This window comes from Thermodesulfobium narugense DSM 14796 (assembly GCF_000212395.1).
Lineage (GTDB): Bacteria > Thermodesulfobiota > Thermodesulfobiia > Thermodesulfobiales > Thermodesulfobiaceae > Thermodesulfobium > Thermodesulfobium narugense.
In genome coordinates this window covers 1,356,276-1,369,442 of sequence record NC_015499.1, presented here as the reverse complement: position 1 = coordinate 1,369,442, position 13,167 = coordinate 1,356,276, and the positions used below count along the sequence as shown (strand labels likewise).

Below are 13,167 nucleotides of genomic sequence, written 5' to 3'. Positions count from 1 at the left end.
AAAAATATGTGAGAAAGAGGATTAAGTAAAATGAAAGGAAAATTCTCTGATGATTATCTTTCTTCGAGAAAGAAAAAGGTTTTGTGGGCTGTTGTTGAAAGCTATACTCAAACAGCCGAACCTGTTGCATCGAGGACTGTTTGGAAAAGGTTTGATTTAGGGGTTAGTCCTGCTACTATAAGGAACGATATGGCTGATCTTGAAGAAGAAGGATTTTTAAATCAGCCTCACGTTTCAGCGGGCAGGATTCCTTCTTGTATTGGATATAGATACTATGTCGATTCACTGATGGAATGGCCCAAACCAAATCTAAACCAATATGTAGAATTTGATGAAGAATTTGATGAAGATGATCCTGTAAGTGAGTTTTTGAAAAAAATGGCAAAACAACTTTCAAGTAAAACACTGGGGATTGCTATAATATCTCATCCACTTCTTTTGGAGCTCTCTGTTAAAGATTTTCACCTATCATATGTCAAAAAGGGTTTTTGTATCGTTTTTTTACTCCTTGAAGGAGGAATTAGTGTTACATATCCCCTAAATATAGATATTTCAAGTGAAGAAGATGCTCTTGTCCTTAATTCTCTTATAAAGAGCAAAGTAATTGGGAAAAACAGGAACGAAATCAGTTCTGAGTTAGACACAGTGTTCGATCCTATTTTTAAACTTTCTTCACAAGCAAAGCAAATTTTGACGAGTGTTATAGAAAATTTATGGAAGGCTACTGATAAAAAGGCTTATATTTATTATAGTATGAAGATGTTTAACCTACCTGATTTCTCTGATAAAGAGAAATTTGATATATTAGTTGCCTTGTTAGAGGAAGAGGATAGAATTGTACAGAAGCTTTTTGAGGACCCGTGGGAGAAAAGAGAAATAAAAATAGTAATTGGAGAAGAGAACGAGGATCCAAAATTCTGGGAATTTACCTTTTTTAAGATTCCATATTATTATGCTAATAAGGTTGTAGGCTTCATAGGACTTATTTCTCCTACTCGGGTGAGGTATCCATATGTAGTAGAGTTGCTTGATATTTATGCTCATAAAATTTCCAACGGCTTGAGGAGGTTATTTGATTGAGAACAAATAATAAAGATCTTTATTCAGTTCTTGGAGTTTCTCGCGATGCTTCTTTTGAAGAGATTAAAGCCTCATATAGAAGACTTGCTAAAGAACTCCATCCTGATGTGAATAAAGACGATCCTGATTGTGCTGAAAAATTTAAAGAACTTACTCAAGCCTATGAGATTTTATCCGATCCAGAAAAAAGAGCGAGATATGATAGATTTGGCACAGATAAGGAGATGGCAGATCCATTTGGTGGAATGTCTGATATTTTTGAGACATTCTTTGGTGATTTTTTTGGAGTTGGTCAGGAAAGAACAAGACGAACTGTTAGTTTTAGAGGCGAAGATAGGGAGATTGTAGTAGGTTTGACTTATTTTGAGGCTATAAATGGTGCTCCTAATAAAATAATTGAATACGATAGATACGAAAGATGTGAGAAATGTGAAGGGAAAGGCTCTGTTAGTGGAAGAAAAGTTGTTTGTAAGGTATGTCATGGTACAGGACAGGTAACCTCTTCAAGAAGGACCATATTAGGGAACGTTTATCAGACCTATAGTTGTCCTGAGTGTAATGGAAAGGGATTTGTGATAGAAGATCCTTGTCCTCATTGTAGAGGTACAGGAAGAGTTATTACAAAAACAAAGATATCTATAAGCATTCCACCATTCACTGAAGAGAAAAAGATATTTAAAGTGAGATCGGGTGGAAATGCAGGTTCTTATGGAGAAGAGTACGGAGACTTATATGTACAGATAAAGTATATAAACGATGACAGATTTATTAGAGATGGATATGATCTGATATATCCCGTGAACATAAGTTTTCCTCAAGCTGTTTTAGGTACAAAGATAAAATATTATACTCCTGATTCAGAAGAAGATTTTAGCGAATACGAAATTCCATCAGGTGTGCAGCCATATGCGGAGTTTAAGATAAGAGGAAGAGGACTTCCAAAGCAGGGTGGAAGATCTAGAGGTGATTTGATTATAAGGACTATTATAAAGACTCCTACTGATCTTACCGATGAAGAGCGAGAACTTTACATTAAGCTTGCTAAAATTAGAGGTGAATATTTAGAGAAGGATAATTTATTTAAAAAAATTAAGAAAAAAATTAAAAAATAGTGTCTGAGCCACGGCTTTATATAAACAAAAATAGAATAGCGAATCCTGTAGAGGGCTTTTCTATAGAACTAGATAAGGATGAAAAACATTATCTTTTTAAAGTATTGCGACTAAAAGATGATGATGAGGTTGTAGTACTTGACGGGGCAGGAAATATTTTTAGATCCAGGGTAAAAGGAGACTGTATAATTTTAGGTGAAAAGTCAGATGCAAAGGAACCTAAATTAAATCTTACCTTATTTCAATTCCTCCCAAAAGGAGATAAGTTCAGTGAAATTATTCGCATGTGTACAGAGCTTGGCGTTAAGAAATTTGTTCTAATATATGGTGAAAGAAATTCTTATGGAGAAGTATCTTTAAACAAAATCAAAAGATGGCAAAGGATCGCTAAAGAAGCTGCTGAACTTGCGGGAAGGGGAGTGGTTCCTGAAATTTTAGGTCCATATAAGCTTTTTAAAGTGCCGGATGAACTTTTTAAAGGTCAGATTGTTGTTTTTTGGGAGAATTCAAATCAATCAATTAAAGATCTATTTAAATCAGCTATTTCTGAAGATTTATCGCTTTTTATTGGAGCCGAAGGGGGTATATCTTTAAATGAGATAGAGTTTCTCAAATCTAAGGGGGCTTATGTTCTATCTTTAGGAGAGAGAATCTTAAGGGTTCAGACTGCAAGTGTATCTGCTTGTAGCATAATGTTTTATTTATCAAATGATATTAAATAAAAAGGTATTTTCACTTGCATTGGGTTGCAAGGTTAGTCAGGCTGATCTTGCAAAGTTTAAAGAATTATTCTTTCCTAATTATACAGAAGAAGTGTCAGCTAGTTTGTCAGACGTTATTATTTTGAGTAGCTGTGCAGTAACAGAAAATGCGCAAAAAGAATCTATCAGGATATTAAAAAAATTTAGTAAGTTAAACAAACAAATCTATTTTTTAGGTTGTGCTGTTACAGCATATGAAAACTTGAAAAAATTATTTCCTCAAGTAATTTTTTTTAATAATAAAGAGCTAGAAGAATTGTTGAGTAATAAAGTTATAATTTCAAACTATCACGGTAGAAAAAGATATATTCTTAAAGTGGGGGATGGATGTTGTAGGGAGTGTACTTACTGCATAATAAGGTATTTGCGAGGTCCATTAAGGTCTAGACCCTTTGAAGATATTAAAAAAGAAATACTTATGTTGCGTAACGTAGATGAAATAGTTTTGAGTGCGATCGAGTTAGCTTTATGGGGGCATGATTTTGGACTTAATATAGTTTGGCTATTGGATCAAATCGTTAGATTACTAGATAATAACAACACAAAAATAAGGCTAGGATCTATTTATCCAGCTCTGCTTTTAAATAAAGAGTTTGTAAATTTTATAGCTAACTCAAATAAAATTCAGCCTCATTTGCACCTATCCCTTCAGAGTGCAAGTCCTGACGTTTTGAAATCTATGAAAAGATTTACAAATGTAGATAAGGTTTTGGATAAAATTTTTGAGATTAGAGATAAAAGAGATAACTTTCTTGTTTCTACAGACATAATTGTTGGCTATCCTACTGAGAGCGATAGAGATTTTCAAATGACAATTGATTTTCTTGACAAGCTTCCTTTAGTAAGAGTTCACTCCTTTCCATTTTCGGCAAGAAAGGGCACGGTGGCATTTCAGTTAAAACCCCTTGATAAAAAAATTATTTTGGAAAGGCAAAAGAAGGTAACTGAAAGGTTTTCTCAATCAAGAATTTTAGAAAAATTTATTGGCAAAGAAATATTCTCTCCCTTATGGGAAAGAGAAGATGAAAATTATATTTATGGGCACAGTTCAAACTATATACCTATTAAGGCCAATAAAAGTAACCTAGGAATAACTTTTCTAAAGGGTAAGTCTTTAGACAAAAATTATTTAATTGTTGGATAAAATTATTTTTATTTTGAAGGGAAACCAGGAATTATAATAGGCAATACCTTTCGCATTATTTCAGCTGAAGCTTCTTTCATAGCACCTTCAAAAGGATTGTTTGTTCTAATAATTGGGGTTGATGAGCTACTTTCTCCGTATACAGAATCTGTAATTATTACTTTTTCGCCTTTTAAAAGAACGATTTTTGCTTTTATGAATGATTTTTCTGCTGAAATCCCAAAACTAAATTGTGGAACCTTCTTAACATCAGTTACTGTTACTATTAAATGGATATTGCTATTAGGATTTATGCCTACATTATGTGCATTAAGGTCTGATTTTATAATATCATAAAATTTAGAAAGGTCTTCATCGCCCATCTTTCTTTCAGTAATTTTTCCTGTTCCTTTTGGGATATAAATAGAAGAATCGGCTTGGACGTCTAAATTTAGCAATTGAAAATAGGTGTTATTTGTCTCATCTGCATATGCAGATGCGGTGAACAAAAATATTAAAGCCAATATAAAAATTAGAAATTTCATATTCATCACCTCGTTAAATTATGGTATTTCAATTGCAGTAGTAAGAGACTCTAAAAAACTTTTAGAATCTGATCTTCTTGCATTAATTATATCAGTAACTGCGACTTTGTAATCCCTGACGAGAATTTCGTTCTGGTAATATGATGTAATGTCATTTATTACATATGGTGAATTATCGATAAACCCAAGATACAACATCACATGATCCTTCATAAAAAGAAGAGCACCAGGCTTTAGGGTCTTTATAAAGTCTAATCGATCATCATAATCTAAATTTTTAAAGGAAAATCTTTTTCCGGGTAGTATTTCCTGTGTATCTGCATTTCTTGGAAAAGTAAAACCAAACGTTTTGAAGATATCTTGAGTAAAGGAAGAACAATCGTGAAAGCCATGTTCTCCCCCCCAACCATAAGGTTCGTTTAACATTTTAAAGGCTTCAGCGATAACGTTTTTTCTTGTATATGGAAGAAATTGATAAACAGCATTGGAAGTAGAAATTTTTGCTGTGGCAAAATTAACCATGCCGAAGCTATCTTTTATTGGGACTATAACTTTAAAAGAACCATTTATTGGTTTTTTCTCTTTTAGTATGAATTTTGTTCCCATATTTACATCCTGAAATTCTCCAGTATCAAACGTGAGTCTGGTTTTGGAAGAAATAGTTGTAATAAAATTAGATTTTAGAGATTCTATATATTTTATAAATTCTTCTTTGTTAGGGAAAAAGGCGATGTCCTTTTTCAATGTCCATCCATTATAATTTTTACTCTGGACAAAGACCCATTTCCCCGTCTTATCTTCAGTTAACACTAGTATTGGTTCATTTATTTCAAAGGTTGTCTCTTGAAATTGATCAAATTCAGTATCATCAGGATAATAGCTAGCTTTCTCTAAAGTTGGAAATGTTCTTATATTAACTCTTTTTAATGTAATAGCATACTTTATTGTATTTAGATCCCTTATAATAATTTTGTCACTGAAATTCTGGTGTTCATAATAGACTGAATCAATATAAAGAGGAAAATAATTATCGTTTTGAAATATGATATTTTCTAATTCTTCTTTTGAAAGGACATTTTTAAAAGAGCTTAGTGATACTATGCCATTTATTTTTTTGTTGAAATTGTGTATTTCATCCTGTGACATCAGTAAGTTATTGTTTAAATTGGACATATACAATTCTAAATCAAAATTTGCTAGGCAAAAGTTATTGGCTTGAAGTATTGAGAATAAAATTACAAATAAAGAAAACCTATAGAATGTTTTCACAATAGAATATAAACTTGTTGCCTCCTGAGTTTTTAGCGCTATACATGGCTGTGTCAGCATTAGTAAGAAGTTCTTCATAATTTTTGGCATCATATGGATAGATACTAATACCTATGCTAATGCCAAGTTTGAAAGAATTGTTATTCACTGTAAATGGATTTTCAAATAGCTTTAGTATTCTTTTTGCAAGAGGCTTTATTTCGTTTTTGTCTTTAAGATCTGGCACAAGAATAGCAAATTCGTCTCCACCCATTCTTGCTAAAATATCAGTTTCTCTTATTGTTTCTTGAAGTTTTGCACTTACGTGTTGCAAAAGGCTGTCTCCAATTTTGTGACCAAGAGTATCGTTTACATCTTTGAATCTGTCTAAGTCTAAGAACATTACCCCCAAAAAGGTTCGGTTTCTCTTCGCCCTTGAAATCTCGTATTGGACTCTATCGGAGAAAAGCGTTCTATTAGAAAGTCCTGTTAGATGATCGTGGAAAGCGAGATAGTTGAGTTTGTTTTCCATTAACCTTTTCTCAGTAACATTTTTTGCTATTAAAAGCACCATATCTTGATTGCCTATATGACATCTTTTAATATCTATTTCCACAAAGATATTTTGAGAATTTTTGCTAATAAATTCTGCTTGGATTGAGTTTTCGAATTCTCCTAAGATTAGCTTTTCTAAAAGATCATTCTTTTCTTTTCCAGGTGCTACAATGTCTTTGATAGTAAGGTTAAGTATTTCTTCCTTTTTCATGTTTAAAAAAGCACACGCAGTATCGTTGACCTCTATAAATTTTTCAAATTGTCCTTTTATGGGTATAGGAAATAACAAAACTGCTTCGCTTATATTGTTAAAAAGAACTCTAAAGCGTCTTTCTTTCTCTTCTAGATCTCTGTAAATCCTTGAGACTTCTGATATATCTCTTAAGCTTACAATATATGTTGTACTGTCATCTTTAATTTTTGATATGCTTGCCCCTACGATTATTGAGGTATTTTTCTTATTTTTTATGCTAAAGCTAATGTGCTCGTCTTTGACAACACTAGAAAAAGCTGATCTTACTAAATTAAGGTCTTTGTCTTCTACGAACTCGTAGAAATTGTGACCTATAATTTCATAATCATGATAACCAAGGATCTTAAAGACAGAAGGAGTTATAGATAAGATTCTGAAGTTTTCGGAAAGCTCAATTATTAAATCAGATATGTTTTCAAGAATTTTAGCATAGCGTAGTTCTTTTGCCTTTATTTCAGCTTCTTTAGCAAGTTTTTCGGTGATATCCCTTGCAATAATTATGTAGTACCATTGGGCAGAAAACCTCTTTGAAGTTATGGTGATCTCAACAGGGATTTTTTTGCTATCCTTACATATGAATTCTGTTACAAGTGATTTAGTAAAGTCTTTTGAAATACTATAATCGAATAGTTCTAGGCATTCATTTTCTTTAATGTTTATAAATTCTAGAATTGACATTTTTTCTAATTCTTTTACACTATATCCTAATTTTTTTATAGCACTAAGGTTCGCGTCAATTAACCTTTTTGTTTGAGAATTTATAAGCAAAATCATATCTGTTGAGCTGTCAAGAAGAGTTCGAAAGCGCTCTAAGTACTTAATTTTTTCTCTCAGCTCGCCGTAATAGGTCTTTTTTGATGAATCCTCACCTAAACCTATTAGTTGTTTTCTAATACTCTCGACAAAAGACGGTTCTTTAGATGTTTCTCTCAATGATCTCTTTCACCTCTTCTATAGTAGGCATAACTGGATTTGTAAGTATACAGGGATCGTTTACTGCATGTTTTGCAATTATATCTATTTCCTCTTCTTTTAAATCTAGATCTTTTAAAGTAATGTTAAATCCAATTTTTCTTTTTAGTTCTTTAATACTATCAATTAAAATCTTTTTTCTATCTACTTCATTCAAATCTTTTATTTCATACCCTAGGCTTTCGCTAATTTTGTCGTATCTATAGGCTGCATAAAGGTAATTAAAATCTATAACGCTCTCTAAGAGTATTGCGTTGCAGGTACCGTGTCTAATATCTTTGTATCCGCCAATGCTATGTGCTATAGCGTGAACCATACCAAGACTTGCATTAGAAAAAGAAAGTCCGGCCATAAGGCTTGCAAGCATCAAATCTTCTAGATAATTTATATTTTTTGGGTCTTTTGCAGCTTTTGGGAGGGTTTCAAAGATAAGTTTTATGGCTTTTAAAGAAAACATATCAGTGATGGGAGATGAGCCAAGTGATATATACGATTCGATAGCGTGGGTTAATGCGTCTAGAGATGTGGAGATCAAAAGCTCTTCTGGTAGTGTGATAAGAGTTTTAGGATCTATTATTGAAATGTCAGGAGTAAGCGATTTACTGACTATGGCCATTTTGTATCTTTCATCAGAGTTTGTAATAATTGCAAATTGAGAAACATCTGCCGAGCTTCCACAGGTGGTTGGCACACAAATTATAGGAGGCATTGGATGAGTAATTTTGTCAATTCCTTCATAGTCTCTTATTGTTCCTGGATTTGTGCACATAATGCCTGCTGCCTTTGCAGCATCTATTACGCTGCCCCCACCAACAGCAATAATAGAGTCACAATTGCAACTTCTTATAACTTTTGCGATCTCTTCTACTTCATAGTCCTTTGGGTTTTCTGTGATATTGTCAAATATACAGTATTCTATGTTAATTTCTTCTAACTGTTTAAAAATATTTTTAGCCCAGCTTGCTTTCAATAATCCATGATCAGTAATAACTATAGGGGAAGTAAGCGAAAAGTTCTTAATATACCTTTTTACGTACTCTATTGAGTCTACGCCAAATATAAATTCTGGGGCAACGAACTTTGAAATTTTGTACATTGATTTATCTTTGCTCATATATACTCTCCCCTAAAATTTATAGCATTTGTGCTGGGTATGTAAGCATTATATAACTAATTAAAAGATTTTTCCACATACTTATTATTATTAGTGATGTGATCTACAATTTTATACTTCGTAATTTTTGAAGAATATATAAAAACATACAAGATAGAGTATCTGAAATATAGCGCCTACAATAAACGGTGTAATATAGTCTTTGTGTGCAAAAAATATTCCTGTAATAAATGGTCCAATTGATAAAGATAATATTTGTGAAAAGTTGTTTATACTAAGAGCCAAAGTTGCTTTGTTTCTGGTAATATTAGTAACAAGGGCTTGTCTTGCGCCGATATTTCCTCTATTCAAAAAGGATCTTAACATGTAAAAAAATCCTGCCAATAATGAACTAGGAGATGAAATCATCAAAAGCAAAGATATCAGACCTCCTAGTCTCATAAGGGTTACAGTTTTGGCTGCGCCAAGTTTTTGTATAAGATATATAGATAGAATGCTTGAAAGAGATGTCATAAAAAGAGATATGGTAAATATTATTCCAAGGTCGAAAGCATTGCTATTGAACTTTAGCTTGAACCAATAAGGTAAAAGTGGCATTATAAAACCAAGAGATAATCCGTTGAGGGTATTTAACGCGAATAAAATAAATAAACTTTTATTTTCCTTGCTAATATCTTTATTTTCTTTTTTAGATTTATCTATATCTTTATTTTGAGTTATAGGATCATTTTTTACTTTGGTGATCAAGTAAAAACAAATTATATTCCAGAAAATTATCGTAAGAAAGATTGCTCTAAATGCAAGAGCCGGAGCGATAAAATTCGACAAAAATTCAGGAACGGTTGCAATCATAGTTCCAACTCCCATCCCAAAAAATATAAGAGAGTTGTTAAGGCTAAAGATTGCAGATTTTCTGCTATACTTTATTAAGTCATTCAACCATGAAACTTCTATTACTGCAAAAGGTCCAGAGCCACCCATTCCGCTTCTGCCAAATCCTCCAATTATTGCAACAATACCAAGCAAGAAGTTGTTTGAAGTGAAAAATGCAATCGCTGCGCAAATTATTAAAATAACTTGAAATCCTAAAATAAATTTTTTCTTATCGTACTTTCCTGCAGTCAATCCAAAAAGAAATGATAAGGTCCCATTTATAAATAAACTAGCGCTAAAAAGCGCTCCTATATAGACAGAGTTCCAGCCTATTTGGTGCAAATATAAAGGAAAATCAACTAAAAGAGTTCCCTGTCCAATACTTCTTATAGCTCTTGCATAGACTAAATATCTTTCTTCATTTAAGATGGTTCTTATATTAACTATTAACCCTTCTTTGTTATAAAATATGAGAAAAATGGGACATAAATAAGACTTAAAAACGTCCCGAATATCAAGCCTCCAATTGCAACTACTGCAAGAGGAGACAGCCTTTCTAATCCAATTGCCCACTGCATTGCTATTGGAATCATGCCAACTGCAGTGCCAAATGCTGTCATCATTACAGGTCTTGTTCTTATGTGAATGCTTTGAAGTACTGCCTCTTCTCTGTCATAGCCTTGATCAAGATAAGTTTTTATAAAATCAATTATTAATATAGAATTTTTAACAATTATGCCAGAGAGTAATACAAAGCCCATAATAGCGGGTAGACACATTGGCTTGTCTGCTATTAATAGAGACCATGCACCACCAATTATAGAAAGCGGTATAGCTGCCATAATAGCAAGAGGGTTTAGCCACGATCTGAATATCGGAGCAAGTACCAGATAAAGAAGAATAAAACCTACGAATATTGCCTTGAACATTCTTTCCATGGAATCCATCATCGTAGATATATCGCCAGTTTGTTTTAACTCTACATCAGAAGTAACTTTGCCCTTGTTTTCTTTTATGGCTTTTTGAAGTGCAGGGGTAAAGCTTTCCATAATGTGAGTAACAGGAAATGTAGAGCGATAACCCATTACGTCTTGAGTATACTTCATTGCTTCTCTTGTAATAATAGTGGGCTCATAAATTGTACTTAAAGTTCCAAAAGATTCAAGAGGTATAAAGCCTTTTGGGGTTTTTATTAGAAAGCTTTTTAGACTATTTACATATTCTCTTGAAGAGGAAGGAAGTATAACTTTTATCAAATATCCAGTTTCATTTGGAACAGTAAAGATTGATGCGGTTGCTCCCTGTATTCCTGCAGAGAGTTGTGATGCTACATCATAAGGAGTAGTTTGATAATATGCGGTTTTTAAATGATCAATCTTAAAAACGTATTCAAGGTTATCCAGATCCCAGCTTTTTGAGTATGATTTCAATCCTTTAACGTTTTTCATAGCTTGAATAACTACATTGCCAGCTCTATTGACAGATTCTACACTATCACCATAAATAGTAGTATCGAGAGTAGCCTTTATTGATGATAGCGGTGTGGCCCCATAATCATATACGTCGGCATACTTTACTCCAGGAAGCGTCCTTATATAGTTTCTGATTTTGTCTTCTAGCTGCCATATGGTTAAGCTCCTTTTAAATCTGTTGACAAAATGAATAGTCATATTGGCTACTTGCGGTGGGCCTGCTGAAATTGTTAAAACTCCTGGTTCTGAGCCTATGGCATCAGACATCATTTCTACATCACCCAGGGATTTTACATACTTTTCTATTTCAAAAAGAGTTTGATTCACTTTTAAAATAGAAGTGTTGCTGTCAAAGGTAATATTTGCTTTTACAATACCAGTATCCATTGGTGGCATAAGATCTCTTCCGATAGTGGGGATTACAACTCCAATACTAAGCATCAAAAGTGGCAAGAGAGGTAAAGTTAAAGGTATTCGCATCTTCTTGTTGTCTATTAAAAATTTTACCGCGTTTGCGTAAAATTGTTTAAATGGGTTAAGCCAAAATTCCATTATACTATTAATTTTTGTCTCGAATTTCGATTTTTTTGATTTAGACTTTAACATTCTTATACTAAGAATTGGGATAAGGGTAATAGAGACAAAGTATGAAACTACTATAGCAATTAACAACGTTCCTGCAAGTGGTTTAAAGATCTGTGCAGGATATCCCCCTACGAACATTAGTGGCAAAAGTACCACGCTTGTGGCAAGAGTACCCCCAAAAACAACCAGCATGACTTCTTTTGTTCCATTTATAGCTGCATCTAATGGAGATTCTTTAAGCTGGGTATGATGTCTTTCTATATTTTCTAATATTACTATTGCGTCGTCTACTAACATACCAAGAGCTAAAATTATTCCTGTTAAGCTTACAATGTTAAAGCCAATATTGAATACCCACATTATAGCAATTGTGGCAAGATAAACGAATGGTATTGAAATTGCTGAAATTATTGTAAGCCTCAAATCTGCAAGAAACAAAAATATTACTATTGCAGTAAATATTATTGCATCTCTTAAAGCTTCAAACATGTTGTCATTACTTAATTGTACTAATTCTTTTTGTGTATCTGAAATTTGAATATTTAGTTGAGGAAACTGAGTTCTAAGTTTTGGCAATATTTTTTCGACTGTATTGATAGTTGTCATTACAGCTCCACCATATGGCCTTTGTACAGCAACAGCGATTGCCTGATGTCCATCTCCGTGGTAGAAAGATGTAGGAGACGGATAGCCGTAGTCTACGCTTGCTACATCTTTTAATTTTACACCCGGGGTTATTTGGAAATTTCTTATCATGTCAAGATTTGTAGCTTCTGTAAGCACTTTAAAGGTATATTGTGAATTTGGGTTCATAATAATACCGAGTGGCATGTCTTTGTTCGATTTTTGGATTGTATTTACTACATCTTGAACGCTAAGTCCTAAAGATGCCAGTTTCGTATTGTCAAATTTTATTTCTATGTCTTTTTGGTATCCTCCGAAAACATCAACGTTTGCAACTTCACCTGTTCTTAATATCTCATCCTTTATCTGATTTTCAGCGATATATCTTACATCTGACATCGAAAGGTTTGAGCCTTCTTTTGGAGAAATCGAAAGTACTATTACGGGTGGTGAATATGACGTAACCTCGTAAATTTGAGGAGTCTGAATATCAGATGGCAATAGGTTTGCTACTTTAGACAGACCATTTTGAACATCTGTCTTAGCTTCTCCAATATTTTTGCCATAGTGAAATTCTGCTGTAACAGTGCAAAATCCGTCGTTGGAAGTAGAATAAACCCTCCTGATACCGCTAAGTGTATAAAGTTCTCTTTCTATTACTGCACTTACATGATCTGCTACATACCTTGCTGAAGCGCCAGGTTCTACAACTACTACATCAATTTGGGGTCTATCAGCAGGTGGGAAGAGGTCTCTTGACATGCTAAAAAACCCTATTATACCAAGTAATAAAAAGGCAATAAGTATTGCAAATACAAAATGTGGTCTAGTAATATACCATTTAAGCATC

10 protein-coding genes are annotated in these 13,167 nt (G+C 33.2%); 4 read left to right on the top strand and 6 right to left on the bottom strand.

Annotated features, from left to right (window positions below):
* The first annotated feature begins 30 nt into the window (after positions 1–30).
* Genes hrcA through THENA_RS06730 form a run of 4 tightly spaced genes read left to right on the top strand, consistent with a single transcriptional unit; the run spans position 31 to position 4,097 of the window.
* Positions 31–1,080, top strand: a complete 1,050-nt coding sequence (gene hrcA, locus THENA_RS06745; protein WP_013756654.1) for a heat-inducible transcriptional repressor HrcA — start codon at positions 31–33, stop codon at positions 1,078–1,080.
* On the top strand, positions 1,077–2,192 hold the full coding sequence (locus tag THENA_RS06740; protein ID WP_013756653.1) for a DnaJ C-terminal domain-containing protein: 1,116 nt from the start codon (positions 1,077–1,079) through the stop codon (positions 2,190–2,192). Before hrcA ends, THENA_RS06740 begins: the two co-directional genes overlap by 4 nt.
* Positions 2,192–2,914: an RsmE family RNA methyltransferase gene (locus THENA_RS06735; protein WP_013756652.1), complete on the top strand. Its 723-nt coding sequence runs from the start codon at positions 2,192–2,194 to the stop codon at positions 2,912–2,914. The genes THENA_RS06740 and THENA_RS06735 overlap by 1 nt, the downstream gene beginning before the upstream one ends.
* A complete protein-coding gene (locus tag THENA_RS06730; RefSeq protein WP_013756651.1) occupies positions 2,901–4,097 on the top strand; it encodes a radical SAM protein in 1,197 nt (398 codons plus the stop codon). The genes THENA_RS06735 and THENA_RS06730 overlap by 14 nt, the downstream gene beginning before the upstream one ends.
* A gap of 8 nt (positions 4,098–4,105) precedes the next feature.
* Here THENA_RS06730 and THENA_RS06725 read toward each other — a convergent pair whose 3' ends face one another.
* The 6 genes from THENA_RS06725 to THENA_RS10125 form a co-directional block, all read right to left on the bottom strand.
* The gene (locus tag THENA_RS06725) at positions 4,106–4,621 is read right to left on the bottom strand and encodes a hypothetical protein (protein ID WP_013756650.1); all 516 of its coding nucleotides are present in this window, start codon (positions 4,619–4,621) and stop codon (positions 4,106–4,108) included.
* An 18-nt stretch (positions 4,622–4,639) separates the two neighbouring features.
* Positions 4,640–5,890 carry an SH3 domain-containing protein gene (locus THENA_RS06720; RefSeq protein WP_041437972.1) on the bottom strand — a complete coding sequence of 417 codons (1,251 nt, stop codon included), beginning with the start codon at positions 5,888–5,890 and terminating at the stop codon, positions 4,640–4,642.
* Entirely contained in the window at positions 5,874–7,610 is a 1,737-nt protein-coding gene (locus THENA_RS06715; RefSeq protein WP_013756648.1) for a sensor domain-containing diguanylate cyclase, read from the bottom strand. Before THENA_RS06715 ends, THENA_RS06720 begins: the two co-directional genes overlap by 17 nt.
* Positions 7,594–8,763: an iron-containing alcohol dehydrogenase gene (locus THENA_RS06710; protein ID WP_013756647.1), complete on the bottom strand. Its 1,170-nt coding sequence runs from the start codon at positions 8,761–8,763 to the stop codon at positions 7,594–7,596. Before THENA_RS06710 ends, THENA_RS06715 begins: the two co-directional genes overlap by 17 nt.
* Before the next feature lie 111 nt (positions 8,764–8,874).
* A complete protein-coding gene (locus THENA_RS06705) occupies positions 8,875–10,026 on the bottom strand; it encodes an MFS transporter (protein ID WP_407635124.1) in 1,152 nt (383 codons plus the stop codon).
* A 56-nt stretch (positions 10,027–10,082) separates the two neighbouring features.
* Positions 10,083–13,166, bottom strand: coding sequence for an efflux RND transporter permease subunit (locus tag THENA_RS10125; RefSeq protein WP_013756645.1), 3,084 nt, complete (start codon positions 13,164–13,166; stop codon positions 10,083–10,085).
* Position 13,167: the final 1 nt, after the last annotated feature.

Excerpts from the sequence above, each read along its gene's own strand:
- THENA_RS06730 (WP_013756651.1), top strand. The coding sequence starts at position 2,901 with ATGATATTAAATAAAAAGGTATTTTCACTTGCATTGGGTTGCAAGGTT.
- THENA_RS06725 (WP_013756650.1), bottom strand. The coding sequence starts at position 4,621 with ATGAAATTTCTAATTTTTATATTGGCTTTAATATTTTTGTTCACCGCA.
- THENA_RS10125 (WP_013756645.1), bottom strand. The coding sequence starts at position 13,166 with ATGCTTAAATGGTATATTACTAGACCACATTTTGTATTTGCAATACTT.
- THENA_RS06710 (WP_013756647.1), bottom strand. The coding sequence starts at position 8,763 with ATGAGCAAAGATAAATCAATGTACAAAATTTCAAAGTTCGTTGCCCCA.
- hrcA (WP_013756654.1), top strand. The coding sequence starts at position 31 with ATGAAAGGAAAATTCTCTGATGATTATCTTTCTTCGAGAAAGAAAAAG.